16 protein-coding genes, 2 tRNA genes and 1 other annotated feature are annotated in these 16,291 nt (G+C 49.2%); of the genes, 1 reads left to right on the top strand and 17 read right to left on the bottom strand.

Going from position 1 to position 16,291, the window contains the following annotated elements; translation table 11 throughout:
- Positions 1-75 precede the first annotated feature (75 nt).
- From DWZ40_RS04465 to DWZ40_RS04530, 15 genes are all read right to left on the bottom strand, one after another.
- The gene (locus DWZ40_RS04465; RefSeq protein ID WP_118541243.1) at positions 76-513 is read right to left on the bottom strand and encodes a stage V sporulation protein AB; all 438 of its coding nucleotides are present in this window, start codon (positions 511-513) and stop codon (positions 76-78) included.
- Positions 514-520: 7 nt separating this feature from the next.
- Positions 521-1,153: a stage V sporulation protein AA gene (locus DWZ40_RS04470; protein ID WP_118541162.1), complete on the bottom strand. Its 633-nt coding sequence runs from the start codon at positions 1,151-1,153 to the stop codon at positions 521-523.
- Positions 1,150-1,371 carry a hypothetical protein gene (locus DWZ40_RS04475; RefSeq protein ID WP_118541164.1) on the bottom strand — a complete coding sequence of 74 codons (222 nt, stop codon included), beginning with the start codon at positions 1,369-1,371 and terminating at the stop codon, positions 1,150-1,152. The genes DWZ40_RS04470 and DWZ40_RS04475 overlap by 4 nt, the downstream gene beginning before the upstream one ends.
- Positions 1,372-1,445: 74 nt before the next feature.
- Positions 1,446-2,165: a SigB/SigF/SigG family RNA polymerase sigma factor gene (locus tag DWZ40_RS04480; protein ID WP_118541166.1), complete on the bottom strand. Its 720-nt coding sequence runs from the start codon at positions 2,163-2,165 to the stop codon at positions 1,446-1,448.
- A gap of 6 nt (positions 2,166-2,171) precedes the next feature.
- A complete protein-coding gene (gene spoIIAB, locus DWZ40_RS04485) occupies positions 2,172-2,588 on the bottom strand; it encodes an anti-sigma F factor (protein WP_118541168.1) in 417 nt (138 codons plus the stop codon).
- Between the two features lie 135 nt (positions 2,589-2,723).
- Positions 2,724-3,065 (bottom strand): anti-sigma factor antagonist, encoded by a 342-nt coding sequence (locus DWZ40_RS04490; protein WP_118541169.1) that lies wholly within the window; start codon positions 3,063-3,065, stop codon positions 2,724-2,726.
- A gap of 179 nt (positions 3,066-3,244) precedes the next feature.
- The gene (locus DWZ40_RS04495; RefSeq protein ID WP_118541171.1) at positions 3,245-4,549 is read right to left on the bottom strand and encodes a tetratricopeptide repeat protein; all 1,305 of its coding nucleotides are present in this window, start codon (positions 4,547-4,549) and stop codon (positions 3,245-3,247) included.
- Between the two features lie 12 nt (positions 4,550-4,561).
- Positions 4,562-4,696 carry a hypothetical protein gene (locus DWZ40_RS20295; RefSeq protein ID WP_279220625.1) on the bottom strand — a complete coding sequence of 45 codons (135 nt, stop codon included), beginning with the start codon at positions 4,694-4,696 and terminating at the stop codon, positions 4,562-4,564.
- A 114-nt stretch (positions 4,697-4,810) separates the two neighbouring features.
- A complete protein-coding gene (locus tag DWZ40_RS04500; protein WP_118541173.1) occupies positions 4,811-6,073 on the bottom strand; it encodes a folylpolyglutamate synthase/dihydrofolate synthase family protein in 1,263 nt (420 codons plus the stop codon).
- Between the two features lie 73 nt (positions 6,074-6,146).
- Entirely contained in the window at positions 6,147-8,798 is a 2,652-nt protein-coding gene (locus tag DWZ40_RS04505) for a valine--tRNA ligase (RefSeq protein WP_118541245.1), read from the bottom strand.
- Positions 8,799-8,921: 123 nt separating this feature from the next.
- Positions 8,922-9,201 (bottom strand) — a binding site (T-box leader).
- Between the two features lie 144 nt (positions 9,202-9,345).
- Positions 9,346-9,419 (bottom strand) — tRNA-Met (locus DWZ40_RS04510).
- A 16-nt stretch (positions 9,420-9,435) separates the two neighbouring features.
- Positions 9,436-9,508: transfer RNA gene (locus DWZ40_RS04515), tRNA-Val, on the bottom strand.
- A gap of 170 nt (positions 9,509-9,678) precedes the next feature.
- Positions 9,679-10,290 carry a class I SAM-dependent methyltransferase gene (locus DWZ40_RS04520; protein ID WP_118541175.1) on the bottom strand — a complete coding sequence of 204 codons (612 nt, stop codon included), beginning with the start codon at positions 10,288-10,290 and terminating at the stop codon, positions 9,679-9,681.
- Entirely contained in the window at positions 10,287-10,628 is a 342-nt protein-coding gene (locus DWZ40_RS04525) for an arsenate reductase family protein (RefSeq protein WP_118541177.1), read from the bottom strand. The genes DWZ40_RS04520 and DWZ40_RS04525 overlap by 4 nt, the downstream gene beginning before the upstream one ends.
- A 123-nt stretch (positions 10,629-10,751) precedes the next feature.
- Positions 10,752-10,949 (bottom strand): hypothetical protein, encoded by a 198-nt coding sequence (locus tag DWZ40_RS04530; RefSeq protein ID WP_118541179.1) that lies wholly within the window; start codon positions 10,947-10,949, stop codon positions 10,752-10,754.
- A gap of 270 nt (positions 10,950-11,219) precedes the next feature.
- On the opposite strand from DWZ40_RS04530, the gene DWZ40_RS04535 reads away from it, so the two are divergent.
- On the top strand, positions 11,220-12,311 hold the full coding sequence (locus DWZ40_RS04535) for a ribonuclease H-like domain-containing protein (RefSeq protein WP_118541181.1): 1,092 nt from the start codon (positions 11,220-11,222) through the stop codon (positions 12,309-12,311).
- Positions 12,312-12,397: 86 nt separating this feature from the next.
- On the opposite strand, the gene DWZ40_RS04540 is transcribed toward DWZ40_RS04535, so the two are convergent.
- Together DWZ40_RS04540 and DWZ40_RS04545 are read right to left on the bottom strand one after the other, a co-directional pair.
- Positions 12,398-13,885 (bottom strand): aldehyde dehydrogenase family protein, encoded by a 1,488-nt coding sequence (locus DWZ40_RS04540; RefSeq protein ID WP_118541247.1) that lies wholly within the window; start codon positions 13,883-13,885, stop codon positions 12,398-12,400.
- Between the two features lie 355 nt (positions 13,886-14,240).
- On the bottom strand, positions 14,241-16,172 hold the full coding sequence (locus DWZ40_RS04545; protein ID WP_118541183.1) for a diguanylate cyclase: 1,932 nt from the start codon (positions 16,170-16,172) through the stop codon (positions 14,241-14,243).
- Positions 16,173-16,291 lie beyond the last annotated feature (119 nt).

The following is a 16,291-nucleotide window of genomic DNA, read 5'->3' on the forward strand; positions in this document are numbered from 1 at the left end:
TTTATTACTATGTGCGGTTCAGGCACGCATTGTGCAGACAACAACGAATTTCGAAACAATATTCACCTTTCTGATTCATTCTGCAGACATCCCGCACAAAAAATACGTCAGTGCCCCGGCAAGTTTTCCCAGTGCGATCGACAGAATCAGATACTGCAGCCCCACCGCCAGATAGAGCCGGCGGCTGATGACCGGCAGTGCCTTTAATGTTTCCGAGAGTGACATGACAAGACACCCAACAAAAATCCCTACCGCCATACCGAAAGTTCCTAAAAATAAGGATGACAGGCCAAACAACGGAATTGGGAATTCATACAGATCCACAAGATTTCCCAGCACACCTCCGGCAACGATCACGCTTCCATACAGCATGATATGCTCCTTCGTACCAGTTTTCCCGATCAGCCGCGGAAACACGCCGATGATCACCAGAAACGCAAAGACTCCTGCTGCAATCACGCCTCCCGCGCTGATGCCGATAAAAGCCAGAGCTGCATTCTGAATCATTCGCATTCCCAGACTAAGTAACATCGATTCCGCGCTCCTTTCTGGAATCATTCTGGATCACAGTCTTGCTGATGTTATCCTCATACAGCCGCATCTCCACCTCCAGCGGAGTCGGGTCCGTATTCAGCTTCCACTTTGCGAAATGATTGAAGAACGCGATGATCCCTACTGCAAGTCCCACGGAGTACGAGAGTTCCAGAATCGTGTATCCGGGCGATTCCTGCCCGGTAACAAGACGGTAAACTTCACCAAACACGGAAGTCACACTCACGTCGTTGTTAAAGGTCATGATTGCAAACGCTGCCCCGCAGAAACAGATGATGCAGACAAAGATGGTCTTGCACCACTGCCAGAACAGATTCTGCTTCACCTGCGGCTGATAGTCGATGATGAATTCCACTTTTCCCACATTGTTGACCGTGACCGATGAATCGGCGCTTTCCAGAATCCGGATCACATCCAGTGCATTTTCCACATACCGTTTTCGTTTTTCTTCCCGGATTGTTTTGATCTTTAAGCTGGCACAGCGGTTTTGCACATGCGTGTCGCTGCAGTAAACTTCCGCCACATCCTTCACCTGAATATCTGGTTTATGGACCTCTGTGATCTCGCGCAGATTCAGGTAGACGGTGTGCTGCGCGCTCATACGGCCACCTCACAGACACAATCCAGTATGTCTGTCAGATTCTGATACTCATTTTTCTTCTGTCCATCTTCCGGTTTCCATACTTCCTGCCATACCAGGGTGCCATCCGGTTCTTTTTTCTCAGGTCCATGATAGAAACAAAGCCAGCATACTGCTAACACCAGAAAAACGGAAAGCATCAGCACCAGAATTTTAAGTTTACATTGAAAAATTTTCATTTTTACGCATCCCTTCCCAGCCAAAATCTTTGCAGCATAATAATCTCTGCCTTTCTGGGTTTTAGTATGCGCAGCTATGCCCCCAGATATTCCCGCATCTGCTTCAAAATCCGCTTTTCCAGCCGCGATACCTGCACCTGGGAAATGTTTAGATCCGCAGCGATCCGCGTCTGGGTCTGATTTTCAAAATAGCGCCGCACAATGATCTCCCGGTCTTTTTCTGGCAATTTTTCCATCAACTGGTTTAAGACAAGCCGGTTCATAAGCTGCTCCTCATTTTGTGTTCCATCCGGAATCCGGTCCATCAGGCGCAGTCCTCCATCGTCTCCATTTCCAGACTCCCGGTACAGCGATTCCACCTCAGCTCCGGCTCCCATGCAGGCTGCAACTTCTTCACAGCTGATATCCAGCTCCTTCGCAAGTTCCGAAAGTCCCGGTTCCCGCCCATACCGCGCTGTGAAAGCTTCCCGTGCTTTTTGGATGCGAAGTCCAAGCTCCTTCATAGAACGACTCACGCGGATCATGCCGTCATCACGCAGAAAGCGCCGGATCTCGCCAGCGATCATTGGCACTGCGTAAGTTGAAAAACGTACCTCAAACCCCAGATCAAACTTGTCCACCGCCTTTAAAAGGCCGATGCATCCGATCTGGAACAGATCCTCCAATTCGTGTCCCCGTCCGTTGTAATGTCTTGCCACACTCCAGACCAGCCCCACATTTCCCATGACCAGCCGCTCCCTCGCTTCCTCATCACCGGCATGGGCACGCTGCAAAAGCTTTCTTGTGTCATCCATACACATTCACCTGCCGATTTGTTTTCGCATAATAACCTTTGTCCCCTTGCCCAGCTCGGACTCCACATGGACCTGGTCCATAAAGGCCTCCATAAAAGAAAATCCCATACCGGAACGGGTTCCTGTCTTATCTGTAGTAAACATGGGTTCCATGGCCTTCTCCACATTCCGAATTCCCACGCCATAATCTTCCACCACCACCGTCAGTTCCTTACCTTCCGTCTCCACCTCAACAGTGATGATGCCGCTCTCGCCTCCATATCCATGGATTTCCGCATTGGTCACTGCCTCAGAGACAGCGGTCTTCACATCATCGATTTCCTCCAATGTCGGGTCCAGGCGGCTCATGAACACTGCAACCACGACCCGGGCAAACTCCTCATTTCTTGAAAGGCTCTCCAGTTCCATCCGAAAACGCTCCATATATTCCCATCCTCCCGTTTTTCAGCTTTTCGATTCTTTTGTCACAACCTGTCCCAACTTTCCACGTACTGTTTTCCATTTTCTCCTGCCTAATCCAGACAGCTGTTTTTTGCAGTCATTTTCGTGCATGGACTCTCACCCTGCGATCGCCGCTTCCTTTGTATCAAAATATTTCATGATCCGGCCAATCCCTCCGATGGCCAACACGCGCCCTACCTGGGCATTCACTCCATAAATCGTCACCGTGCCGCCGCTTCCCGCCATCTGTTTGTAGCGGTTCAATAAAATCCCGATTCCGGAGGAATCCATAAATTCCGTTCTGGAAAAGTCAAACACCACCTTGTTGATATAATTTTCCGATAACAAAAGATCCGTCTCATATTTTAAGTTCCGGCAATTATGATGGTCCAGTTCCTTGGGAAGATGGATCACCAGAGTCTGCCCGTGCGCCTCATAAGAAAAAGTCTGTTCATACATATATAAAACTCCCTTCCTTTCCGAAAAATAAATCCACAACAGCGATGTGGCTGCTCAAGCTTCCCTCAAAAACAACACTCGCACCACTGGCACTGCTTCTAATATCCACTACAACAAAAAAGGTACGGCAGAGCACACATTCTGTGTATTCTCTGTCGTACCTTTTCTTATTTTTTAACTTAGTACCCTCTCTGGGTCTTCGCATCGTCCACATAATCCGAATTCGGATAATTCATGATGATGTCCGTAAAATACTGGGTCGCGGTCTGCTGGTCTCCGGCCGTCACATATGCCATACCCAGCTTGTAGATCACTTCCGGGTTGTCCGCCTTGATCTGCAGGCTCTTCTGGTAATATTCCTCAGCCTTTGCAGCATCTCCTGCCGCCAGCGTTTCATCGCCCATGTTCATGAGTACTGTGTAACCATTTTCAGCCATATCCTTCTGGATCCATGCTACCGTTTCATTCAGCACGCCGTCATTTAATACAGACCAGTCGGTATCCACATACAACAGCACGGCTGTCTGCTGGTCTTCATCCCGGTATGCCTGCAGGATTTTCACCAGGTTCTGGTACTGCGCCAGGGTGCCTCCACTGGAATTCTGCAGAGTCTTTAAATTTTCCTCCGCCTGATCCTGTGCACGCTTCGCTGTCTCCACCTTCTGGTTTAAGCTGTCGATCTCCAGATTTTTCTGGTTTAACTCCTCCAGCGTATTTTTCAGTTCCTGATTATGCTTCGCATTCAGGGACTCGGTACTCGCTGGCATGACCAGAAAGAAGATGACCATGGCACCAAGTACCAGGCCGACCAGGATATTTAATACTGATTGCCAGCCGGTATTTTCCTTATAGCTTGGCGGTATGATGATGTCATCGTCCTGCATCTGCCGGTGGGAAAAGGCATTCTGCAGTTTCCGTTTTTCCACCTCAGCCTTGCCGGTATTGTGCTTGGCGATGTCCATGTAATGGAGCGCCCACGGGTTGTAGCGGTCAATCTTTAAAGCCTGGTACAGGCACCGTCCCGCCTTGATATAATCCTCATGATGGAGGTACAAAAGCGCAAGCAGTTCCTGTGCCTTGACATACTGCGGGAATTCCTCTACCATGCGCATCAAAAGCAGGACAGCCAGATCCTCGTTGTCGTTCTGGGCATAGATCAGTGCCTGATTATACTTCTTCGCAGCCTGATCCGCCAACTCCAGATACCCTCTTGCCGCATGGACTTTACGCAGATATTCTTCTGCCAGGTTGTCCTGCTCCTGCAGGTTTAAGCTGATGACCCACTGGGTCAACGCCGCACCTACCTCGCCAATCTCATTGTAAATAAGACCCAGGAGATTTCTCGCATCGGTCTGATATTTGTCAAACCGGAGACTCTTTTTCAGCGCAGTAACCGCGCCGGACAGATCCCGGCTTTTTGCTTTTTCCAGACCAATGTTATAATAGGCATTGGCAATCTGCCGGTTTTTCGTTCCTGTTTTCATATTCGTTTTTTGTTACTCCCTGTTTTTCAGCAGTTCCACCATCAGATCTGTCATATCGGTCAGATCCTCTTTCACAATCTGCATTTCCACATCACCGACTTCCAGACTCGGCTGGAAGCGTGCGATCTCTTCTTCAAAATCCAGCATACAATTTCCTTTCGTCGTTTGCCGCCACCTGCAATCAGACAGCTGACAGCAGAAATGTTACTGCCCCACATACTCGCCCCGCAATGAAATTCCCCAATGCTTTTCCATGCGCATTTAACATCCGCGCTGCTTCAGGGTTTCCAGAATTTCCCCAATCAGATACAAAGAGCCCACCATATACAGGTGTTCTCCTTTCTTCTTTTCGGAAAGTGCAAAATCAAGCGCTTTCTTTGTGGAATCAAACGCAGTGACATGGCTGCATCCGGCTTCCTCAAACTGACGCGCCAGGGCATCTGCCTGAAGTCCCCGCTCACTCTGAAGCTGCACCACCGTAACCGATTCTGGAGAAAGTTCACCGCAAAGCAGCCGGATCATCTCACGGTAATCCTTGTCCGACACCGCCGCAAATAAAAGATGAATCCCCGGCTGCTGGCACAATGTCTCCTGCGGATCCATCTCTGCCATCTGCTCCTTCACTGCCTGGATAAATGCACGGATCCCGCCCGGATTGTGTGCACCGTCCACCCAGACAGCAGGAGCAACCTGCTGCATCCGGCCATTCCAGTGCACCGAAGCCAGCGCTTTTTTGCACACGGCATCATCCACACCGGTAATATCCAGTACCTCCAGTACTTTCACCGCCAGTGCCGCATTCATAGCCTGGTAAGGCGCCGCAAAGGAAACCTCCCGGTACGCACCTTCTGCCGTAAGTCCATAAGCTGCGCAGCCAAGCCTGTCCGCAGCTGCCGCGATCACGGCTCCTGCCGCCTTGTCGTTATTATCATACACAAGCGGCACACCCGGCTTGATGATCCCTGCTTTTTCTGCCGCGATCTTCTCCACGGTATCACCCAGATACTGCGTATGGTCGAGACTGATCGAGGTGATCACACAGGCTAACGGATGCCGGATCACATTGGTCGTATCCAGCCGTCCGCCCAGTCCCGTTTCCAGGACGACAAAGTCCGGCTTTTTCCGTCCGTATAAATCCATTGCCATCAGGAATACAAACTCAAAGAAGGTCGGGTGCGAATAGCCCTTTTCCATCATTTCGTCAGTGACAGCCTTTACCCGGGCGAAGCTTTCCGAAAAGTCTGCCTCATCAGCCGGTTTTCCATCATAAAGGAACCGCTCCTTCACGTCCACGAGATGCGGGGACACGAACGTTCCCACATGATATCCGGCTTCCATGAGAATGGCTGTCAGGTCCGCACACACCGAACCCTTTCCGTTGGTTCCTGCCACATGGATGATGTTTAATGCTTCATCCGGATTTCCCAGCCTTTCCAGAAAATCTCGGACCTCATCCAGCGTATTTTTCTTTTTTGTCCAAAGCGGGATCCCCAGCAGGTAATCCCGCGCATTCTTGTCTATCATTGTAATCTATGCCTGTCCACTTAAAATTATGAACGATTGCGAAATTTATTTTTGTTCCACTTCACGCCGCCAGTTACTGCAGCTGTGCCAGACGTGCCTTTACCTGCTCCATCATCTGGGTGTATTTCTCCAGCTTAGCCTTCTCCTCGTTGATCTTTGCTTCCGGAGCTTTGCTTACGAATTTCTCGTTGGACAGCATGCCGTTTACACGTGCAAGCTCCTTGGTGAGGCGCTCTTCCTCTTTCTGCAGGCGCTCAACCTCTTTGGCGATATCAACCAGCTCTGCAAATGGCATATAGATGGATGCCTCCGGAATTACAACGGATACTGCATCATCGGCAATGCCCTGCTTATCCTTCTGTAAGAATACCTCGCTTGCATAGCCCAGGGTTGCGAAGAATACCTTGCTGTGCTCGAAGATCCGAAGCAGCTTCTCATTTTCGGAAACCACATAAACCTTTGCTTTCTTGCTCGGTGCCACGTTCATGGAAGTACGCACATTACGGATCGCACGGACTGCCTCCTTGATGGTCTCCACGGCATACTCATCCTGCTCAAAGTTCCACTCTGCCTTGTATTCCGGCCATGCGGATACCATGATGGATGCTTCCTCATCCTGCAGGTTACAGAAGATTTCCTCGGTGATGAACGGCATATACGGATGCAACAGCTTTAAGGAGTTGATCAGAACGGTCTTTAAGGTCCACAGTGCTGCTGCCTTGGTGCTGTCCTCGTCGTTCCACAGACGCGGTTTTACCATCTCGATGTACCAGTCACAGAACTCTTCCCAGATGAAGTCATAAACCTTCTGCAAGGCGATACCAAGTTCGAATTTATCCAGGTTCTCGGTGACATCCTTCGCAAGGGTGTTAACCTTGGACAGGATCCATTTATCGGACATGGTCAGGTCAGATAAGGAAACATCGTGTACCGGAGCCTTCTCCATGTTCATCATGATGAAACGGGAGGCGTTCCATACCTTGTTTGCGAAGTTGCGGCTCGCTTCCACTCTCTCCCAGTAGAAACGCATGTCGTTGCCCGGTGCATTACCGGTGATCAGCGTCATACGCAGGGCATCTGCGCCGTACTTGTCGATAACCTCAAGCGGATCGATACCATTGCCAAGAGACTTACTCATCTTGCGTCCCTGGCTGTCGCGTACCAGACCGTGGATCAGGACGGTGTTGAACGGGCACTTGCCGGTCTGCTCATATCCGGAGAATACCATACGGATAACCCAGAAGAAGATGATATCGTAACCGGTTACCAGCACGTCGGTCGGGTAGAAGTATTCCAGCTCCTTGGTTTTTTCCGGCCAGCCCAGGGTAGAGAACGGCCACAGTGCAGAGGAGAACCAGGTATCCAGGGTATCCTCATCCTGCTTTAAGTGGGTGCAGCCGCACTTCGGGCACTTCTCCGGCATAGATTTTGCAACGGTGATCTCGCCGCACTCCTGGCAGTAGTAAGCCGGGATCCGGTGGCCCCACCACAGCTGTCTGGAGATACACCAATCACGGATTCCCTCTAACCAGTGCAGATAGGTCTTTCCGAAGCTCTCCGGAACGAATTTTAAGTCGCCGTTCTTCAATGCTGCGATCGCCGGTTTTGCCATCTCATCCATGCGGACGAACCACTGCTGTTTTACCATCGGCTCAACGGTGGTCTTGCAGCGGTCATGGGTTCCTACATTATGGGAATGCGGAACAACCTTAACTAACAGCCCCAGTGCCTTTAAGTCTTCTACCATAGCCTTGCGGGCCTCATAGCGGTCCATACCGTCATACTTGCTGCCCTTGCAGTCGATGGTCGCATCGTCATGCATGATGCAGATCTCAGCCAGGTTGTGGCGGCGTCCAACCTCGAAGTCGTTCGGGTCGTGAGCCGGGGTGATCTTCACGCAGCCGGTACCAAACTCTTTGTCTACATATTCATCCGCAATCACCGGGATCTCGCGGTCAGTTAACGGAAGCTTTAACATCTTGCCGATGATATCTTTATAGCGCTCATCCTCCGGGTTTACTGCAACTGCGGTATCACCAAGCAGCGTCTCAGGACGGGTGGTTGCGATCTCAACGAAACGGCCTTCCTCGCCCACGATTGGGTAATTGATGTGCCAGAAGAAGCCATCCTGCTCCTCATGCTCTACCTCTGCGTCGGAAATAGAAGTCTGGCAGACCGGACACCAGTTGATGATACGGGAGCCCTTGTAGATGTAGCCTTTCTCGTACAGCTTTACAAATACCTCAAGCACAGCGTCAGAGCAGCCCTTGTCCATGGTGAAGCGCTCTCTGTCCCAGTCAGCGGAAGAACCAAGCTTATGCAGCTGCTTGATGATGCGGGTGCCGTACTCTTTCTTCCAGTCCCAGCATGCCTCCAGGAATTTATCGCGTCCCAGATCGTGCTTATCGATGCCTTCTTTTCTCAGCTTGTCGATTACCTTCACCTCGGTTGCGATTGCTGCGTGGTCGGTACCCGGCTGCCACAGCGCCTCGTAGCCCTGCATTCTCTTGTAACGGGTCAGGATGTCCTGCATGGTGTTATCCAGTGCATGACCCATATGCAGCTGTCCGGTAATGTTTGGCGGCGGCATAACGATGGTAAACGGCTTCTTGCCCTCTCTCTTTCCGCGCTCAGCATCTGCGTGGAAGTACTTGTTATCCAGCCATTTCTGATACAGCTTTTCCTCAATGGCAGAAGGATTGTAATTCTTTTCCAGTTCTTTCATGATCATTTCCTTTCCTTATGTGTAAATGTGTAGAAATCCTCTTTTCCACGGCAGCTCTCTGGAACAATTGCATTTCTTCTATAATAAATAAAGAAAGCCCTCTATACAGAATCTGCGTTCTGCATAAAGGGCGAAAAGTTCCGCGGTACCACCTTTGTTTCTCACTTTGTCACTGCTGCCAGAAGCAACAGCTGTCTCCTTAACGCGGATCAGACGGGAACCCCTACTTCGTCTAAATCCAGACTGCAGGGTTCCCTTTGAAACACTCCGCACTCCAGATATGATTCAGGATTCCGGCTCCGAAGCTACCTTCCGTGCGCGCCCTCTGAAACCGTCTTCCAGCCGATGGACGGTTCTCTCTGACAGAAGCTTACGACGTACTCCTCTTCTTCCCAGCCTATTTGCATATCGTGAATATTTTAAAGCAAAGAGGCGGAAGTTGCAAGGGGTTTCTGGAAAATTTATGATTCTTTTTATTCTTTTCCAAAACAAACAGGAAAACGCAAAAAAGGCAACCCGTTTTTCACAGATTGCCTTTCTTTCGTAGTAGCGGAAGGGAGATTTGAACTCTCGACACCACGGGTATGAACCGTGTGCTCTAGCCAACTGAGCTATTCCGCCATATTTGGTTTTGGTATGGGGCCTATAGGGCTCGAACCTATGACCCTCTGCTTGTAAGGCAGATGCTCTCCCAGCTGAGCTAAGACCCCATATCGTCTGTCCGAGTGATGTCTCACTCAACAGTGCTTACGTAGTATAACCTTTATTGTTCTAATTGTCAATACTTTTTGTACAATTTTTTTATTTTCTTTTTTCCACATTTCCGATAGACATGGAACTGCTACGAAAATGGATCACATAGCTTTATGCGTTGCTCTGCCTAAGCAATCTCAAACAGTACAATCCGCTCCCTTACATCCTTCCCGTCAAACAGATCCCTGCAGTCGATCTCATCCGCGAACATCAGCTCATCCACGGTCATCAGATAGACCATATACTCGTCGGACGGATAATAGAAAAACAAGCGGATCTCTCTTGGATTTTCATACCAAGAATCCAGAATCCGCCGGACTACTTTCTTTAGCAGCTCCACAGAAAACGGGTTAAAGAAATAAGCGCGGTTCACCGTTTCCGGCACCTCATACGCTCCTGCATCGGCCAGAACAAACTCTGTCCGGCTTCCGGAAACCGCTGTTTTCTGATTTTCTACAGCAGCCTCATAGATACGCGGATCATATTCCACGCCAATGCTGTGGCAGCGGGTCTGATACGATAAGTAGCAGTCCACCCGTCCCTTTCCGCAGCCATAATCCAAAAGGACATCTCCTTTTCGAATCCACCCGCAGTTGGCCAGACGCTCCAGTACCGCATACGGTGTCGGCTCGTAGGGATAACGGTATTGGTCCGCATTGGAATCGTCCCGTCCCATCGTTTTGATCTTCAGCAGACGGTCCCACTGGTTTTCTTCCTGTTCTGAATATCTTCCGCTCATGACCAGCCCTTCCACACATCTGGCTGATAGCCGATCGTAGACTGCTTACCATTTCGCACGACCGGAGTTTTGATCACCTGGGGATTTTCCAGGATCTTCTCCAGCTTATCCTCTGCTGCCAGATAGCGGATCAGCGCCAGCGTATCCTGGTCTTTTGCATCCGGATTCAGCATGGCTTCCATGCCGCCGTTTACCTGTGCTACAGAGTTGAATTCGCCCTTGCTCATGCCCTTTTCCTTCATATCTATAAACTGAAACTTAATCCCGCGCTCCTTGAAAAAACGCTCTGCCTTGCGGGTATCGCTGCACTTTTTTGTGCCGAAGATCTGAATATTCATGTCAATCTGCCTTTCTATTTCTTTAATCTGTTTTTTCTTCCAACGTTCCGACTTACTGTCTTGCAACAAAACAACTTGTCATTTTGTTCTGTTTTCCAAAACAAACTGAACCGTTTTTACCTTTCAAAACTTCTCCGGCAATGCTTCCGGCCAGATATCTCCCTCGTCCAGCCCCTGCTCTGTCAGCCACGCATCCTCCACCGATACATACCGTTCGGTTCCATCCTCCCGGAGCAGAGTCACAGAAACCTTCGGGGACTGCCCTGGCAGCAGACCTTCGCATCCATACTCCCCATCAAAAATATGTTTGATCTTCCACATGTTCTTTTCCTGCCTCTTTGTTATCTTCACTGGAAATAAGTATAATGGAAAAACAACTTTCCCGCAAGAATATTGTAAATTTGACATTCCCTGCACCTGCCGTTATAATCAAGTCGGGCACGGGCAAACTATACTTTCTGCTTTGTCTTTTCCGCGGCAGCCGCATCATGCGGTCTGTTTCCGCACACGTGTCTGGCAACCTCATACGACTACGTTACTGTTCATGCGCAATGTCCGTAACACAATCACCAATGATAAGGAGTTTTCCCATTGATCACCATAGAAAAAAAGCTCCAGCTTCCCGACACCTACCCGTTAGAGCGGATCGGGAAACTGGAGGATCTTCTCTTTTTTGATATCGAAACCACCGGCTTTTCCGGTGACCGCTGCCAGCTGTATCTGATCGGCTGCACCTATTATAAAGACAATACCTGGAACCTGATCCAGTGGTTTGCGGATACCGGGGCAGCTGAAGAAGACTTGCTGCACCATTTTTTCAAATTTTTGAAACAATATAAAACACTGGTACATTTTAACGGGGATGGGTTCGATATTCCGTTTTTATTAAAACGCTGTAAACATTTCAATCTGCCCTACAGCTTTGACAATGTAGCCAGCTTTGATATCTATAAAAAAGTAAAGCCATACCGGAATCTTCTGGGGCTGGACAATTTAAAGCAGAAATCCATCGAACAGTTTCTTGGGATTTCCCGCACCGACAAATACAATGGCGGACAGCTCATTGAAGTCTACAAAGACTATCTGATGACACACGAAAAAGAGCTGTACGACCTGCTTATCCTGCACAATGAGGACGATTTAAAAGGCATGCCTTCTATTCTTCCGATCCTGAATTATCCGGATCTGTTAGAGCATGCTTTCACCCTGAAAGAACAGCAGATTGTGGACGAGTCCCTGGCAGACGGACAGACCCGCCATCTGTTAAAGCTCATCTGCCAGAGTCCCTATTCCATTCCGGTTCCGGTCAAAGCAGCGATGCCGCCAGCCAGATGCCGGATCGAGCAGGATCAGGTTATCTTTTTTGTCGAACTGACCGAAGGCACCCTTAAGCATTTTTATCCGGACTATAAGGATTACTACTATCTTCCCTTCGAAGACCGCGCTGTCCACAAAAGTATCGGCGCATGCGTGGACAAAGAAGCCCGCATCAAGGCGACAGCCTCCAACTGCTATACCAAAACCACCGGATTTTTCCTGCCCCAGTTTGAGGCAATCTGGGAACCCGTCATGAAGCAGGAATACAAAGATAAAATGCTTTACGCTGCACTGGGCGATGTGTATCTCGCAGAGGAACACCGCCTGAATCAATACACCAGTGCCATTCTTTCTTATCTGAAATAACGATGCCACCCGACATAACACAGGCCCGGAATCCCATGTTCTCTAGATCCCGGGTCTGTACTTCTTATATGAAATTGTCCCCCGTTTTACCTTGCCGGATAAAAACCTGACGGCACTTCATTGAGATTGATCATGATGTTCTTCGTCTGTCTGTAAGCATCCAGGATTGCCTTGTCGTTCTCGCGTCCGATACCAGACTGCTTGTAACCGCCAAACGGTGCACCTTCCGGAATCTGATTGTAGGTGTTGACCCATACACGTCCGGTCTCGATGCTTCCTGCTACCAGCAGTGCACGGTTTAAGTTCTGGGTCCATACTGCGCCGCCCAGACCGTATACCGAATCATTTGCCATGGCAATGACCTCTTCCTCGGTCTTGAATTTGATCACAACCGCTACCGGTCCGAAGATTTCTTCCTGTGCTACCCGCATATCATTGGTTACATTCGTGATCAGGGTCGGTTGGATAAAGCTGCCCTTGTCACATCCATTTTCTGTGTAGAAATCACCGCCGCAGGCCACGGTTGCGCCCTCTTTCTTTGCCAGTTCCACATAAGAGAGGATCTTTTCTGCCTGTCTGCGGTTCACCTGAGCTCCCATCTGGGTTTCCGGATCCAGCGGATCTCCAACCTTCACTTTTCCAAACGCATCCACCAGGGCTGCCACAAACCGGTCATAAATCTCTTCCTGTACAAAAACGCGGGAACCTGCGCAGCATACCTGACCCTGATTAAAAAGGATACCAAGCTGGACTCCGTCTACCGCCATATCCCAGTTGCAGTCCGCAAAAATGATGTTGGCACTCTTGCCGCCCAGTTCCAGGGTAGACGGGATCAGTTTCTCTGCTGCCGCCTTCGCCACATTCTTTCCAATCTCGGTAGAACCGGTGAAAGCCAGCTTGCACAGATCCGGATGATCCAGAAGATACTGACCGAACTTGCTGCCAGAACCGGTTACCAGATTCAGCACACCCGCCGGGAGCAGATCCGCGATCAGTTCGGTAAACACCAGCATACTTAAGGAAGTTGCGGAAGACGGCTTAAATACCACACAGTCGCCTGCTGCCAGTGCCGGAGCCAGCTTCCATGCTGCCATCAGGAATGGGAAGTTCCACGGTACGATCTGTCCCACAACACCGATCGGCTCACGGAGTACAAGGCTCATCATATTGCCGTCCAGCACAGAAGCCACACCTTCATCGGTACGGATCAGGCTTGCATAATAGCGGAAGTGACGGATGGAGTACGGCACATCAATGGCTGTAGTCTCACGAATTGGTTTTCCGTTATCCATCGTCTCTACCTTTGCCAGCCATGCCGCATTTTCTTCGATGCGGTCTGCGATCTTCTCCAACAGTGCCGCACGCTGCTCTTTTGTGGTCTTCTTCCATTCCGGATATGCTTTCCACGCTGCCTTTACTGCCGCATCCACATCTTCTCTGGTAGCTTCTGCACATTGCGCCAGTTCCTGTCCGTTAGCCGGGTTCTTGCTGGTGTAAACCGCACCGTCCGAAGCCGGGCGCCACGCTCCGTCAATAAAAAGTCCATACACGTTCTTTAAAGTCTGCTCTGCCATAAGTGAATCCTCCATTTCTGCGATCTGAAAATAGTTTGTCCGGTAGTTTTCGTTCCTGTTCACTGCACCGGATTTCTTATGGCTTCATTATAGGGTTTATCTGGTATTATTAAAATCACCAGAATCATTCTTTTTTCAGATATCAGTTTTCCCCTTGTTTTCCAAAAATATCAAAAAGTCAGACGGATTGTCTTTTTATTTTCCTGACAAGTACCAGCTCGGATCTATTTTCAGGGACCAGATAATAAACAATATTGCACGATAACGAATGAGGGGCGAAAGTTCCCGCAGCCGCCATGCATGGCGGCTGTGGGAACTTTCGCCCCTTTGATACTTACTGTGTTAAATTGTTTATTTATTGAATCTCCTGCATTTTCTGCTTAATCTTCTGTTCGATCTCCATCAGGCATTCAATCAGGATCGGATTGAAGGTTCCGCACTCTCCATTCAGGATCATTGCGATTGCTTTCTCATGGCTGTAGCCCTTTTTATAGGCGCGCTCACTGATCAAGGCATCGTAAACATCAGCCAGTGATACAATCTGGGCGGAAATCGGGATTTCATCCCCAACCAGTCCATCCGGATAGCCTTTTCCGTCATACCGCTCATGATGCCACCGGCAGATCTGATACGCAATATCGATCAGTGCTTCATCTTTGTAGCGTTCCATCTTACTCAGCATGGACGCACCGATCAGGGTATGCTTTTTCATTTCCTCGAATTCTTCTTTTGTCAGTTTTCCCGGCTTGTTCAGGATTTTCTCGTCGATACCGATCTTTCCGATATCATGGAACGAAGATGCGGTGGAGATCATCTGGCAGAGTTCTGGTGTCAGGTGATACTGGTCTGTTTTTTGTAAAATTCCTTCCAACAGCATTTCTGTCAGCACTTTGATATGCAGAACATGGAGACCACTCTCTCCATTTCGGAATTCTACAATCTGGCTTAAGACTTCAACCATCATCTGGTTATTCTTTTCATTTTCATGGATCTGGTCGGATACCAGGGCGATCAGCCGCCGCTGTTTTGCGTAAAGCTTAATGGTATTGAATACTCTCTGACGAACCACACGGTTGTCGAACGGACGGCTGATATAATCCGATACCCCTAACTGGAATGCTTTCCGGATAAAGGCACCCGATTCTTCGCTTGAGATCATGATGACCGGAATATCTTCGATCCAATGGTTCCGATTCATGCTCGCAAGCACTTCAAACCCGTCCATGACCGGCATGACAATGTCGAGAAGAACTACGGAAATTTCTTTTCCGTACTGTCTTAAAAGTGCCAGACTCTCTTCTCCATTATCAGCTTCGACGATGTCAAAATCGTCTTCCAGCATGGTAATTAAGATGTCACGGTTCATTTCGGAGTCATCGACCACAAGGATTTTCTGCTTATGCATATCGCCATTCTTGTTCAGTCGTCTTGCCTCCTGCTCCGTCACGACCATATTTTTCTTGTTTTTCGCCTGATACATCAGGTGGTCGGCTCTGGCTACTGCAAGATCGATTTTTTCACTCTGGCAGAGGACGCCGCCAATGCTGATGGAAATCTGCAGCTTGGTATAGCCCGGAATGTTCGCCTCATGGACACGGCGCTTGATTTCCTGCAGCTTTTTGTTGAACACTTCTTCGCCGATATCCGGCATGACTAGCAGAAATTCGTCACCGCCAAAGCGGACCAGACTATCGGATTTGCGCGTGTATTTCCGGATAACATCGGCGACGGTACGCAGCGCCATATCGCCGGCATTATGTCCGTATGTGTCGTTATATAATTTGAAGTCGTCCAGATCCACCAGGGCAATCCCGGCATTCCACTCCCGGTCTTTCATCTCGTCTTCATAATAACGCCGGTTGTAGGAATCCGTGATCGCATCTTTGTAAAGCTTGTCATTGTAATGGACAAACAGATCCACAAGTTTTTTATGGTTCAGCTGACCAAATGACCATTCATTATCCAGCAGACGAACCAGCTCCATGATATACTCTTTCCCGCCAATTTCTACATAACGGGCGATCAGCTGGTATAAAACATCATCGAAGACTTCCAGTTTTCCACGTTCTGTTCTGCTGGCTGCCGCATTCGCAACCACACAGTTCTGGCACTGCTGTTCCATTTTCCGGAAATTGCAGGGACTGCATGCATCGGATTCTGATCTGCAGCGTTCCCGGATCTGATCTGCTTCGTCTACCGAAAACAGCCGGACTGCCTGGAATATTTTTTTGAAATTTTCGATTTCTTTCTCTGCCTGTCGTGGTGTCATTTTTTCGTCTACTGCCATATATATATGCTCCGCCTTTACATGCGCCGGATCTGTGAAAACTCCTTCGATCTGCGTTAACTATTATATCTAGGATAACATTTTACAAAGGAAATAACAACCCGCTATTGTGTCATATT

It is taken from the genome of Clostridium sp. AF32-12BH (genome assembly GCF_003477935.1).
Taxonomy (GTDB): Bacteria; Bacillota; Clostridia; order Lachnospirales; family Lachnospiraceae; genus Brotaphodocola.

Coding starts and splice junctions, on each gene's coding strand:
- DWZ40_RS04525 (WP_118541177.1), bottom strand. CDS start 10,628: ATGAATATTCAGATCTTCGGCACAAAAAAGTGCAGCGATACCCGCAAG.
- DWZ40_RS04490 (WP_118541169.1), bottom strand. CDS start 3,065: ATGTATGAACAGACTTTTTCTTATGAGGCGCACGGGCAGACTCTGGTG.
- DWZ40_RS04475 (WP_118541164.1), bottom strand. CDS start 1,371: ATGAAAATTTTTCAATGTAAACTTAAAATTCTGGTGCTGATGCTTTCC.
- DWZ40_RS04520 (WP_118541175.1), bottom strand. CDS start 10,290: ATGAGCGGAAGATATTCAGAACAGGAAGAAAACCAGTGGGACCGTCTG.
- DWZ40_RS04540 (WP_118541247.1), bottom strand. CDS start 13,885: ATGGCAGAGCAGACTTTAAAGAACGTGTATGGACTTTTTATTGACGGA.
- DWZ40_RS04465 (WP_118541243.1), bottom strand. CDS start 513: ATGCGAATGATTCAGAATGCAGCTCTGGCTTTTATCGGCATCAGCGCG.
- DWZ40_RS20295 (WP_279220625.1), bottom strand. CDS start 4,696: ATGCTGGATTTTGAAGAAGAGATCGCACGCTTCCAGCCGAGTCTGGAA.
- DWZ40_RS04500 (WP_118541173.1), bottom strand. CDS start 6,073: ATGATAGACAAGAATGCGCGGGATTACCTGCTGGGGATCCCGCTTTGG.
- DWZ40_RS04505 (WP_118541245.1), bottom strand. CDS start 8,798: ATGAAAGAACTGGAAAAGAATTACAATCCTTCTGCCATTGAGGAAAAG.
- DWZ40_RS04495 (WP_118541171.1), bottom strand. CDS start 4,549: ATGAAAACAGGAACGAAAAACCGGCAGATTGCCAATGCCTATTATAAC.
- DWZ40_RS04480 (WP_118541166.1), bottom strand. CDS start 2,165: ATGGATGACACAAGAAAGCTTTTGCAGCGTGCCCATGCCGGTGATGAG.
- DWZ40_RS04530 (WP_118541179.1), bottom strand. CDS start 10,949: ATGTGGAAGATCAAACATATTTTTGATGGGGAGTATGGATGCGAAGGT.
- DWZ40_RS04545 (WP_118541183.1), bottom strand. CDS start 16,172: ATGGCAGTAGACGAAAAAATGACACCACGACAGGCAGAGAAAGAAATC.
- DWZ40_RS04470 (WP_118541162.1), bottom strand. CDS start 1,153: ATGAGCGCGCAGCACACCGTCTACCTGAATCTGCGCGAGATCACAGAG.
- spoIIAB (WP_118541168.1), bottom strand. CDS start 2,588: ATGGAGCGTTTTCGGATGGAACTGGAGAGCCTTTCAAGAAATGAGGAG.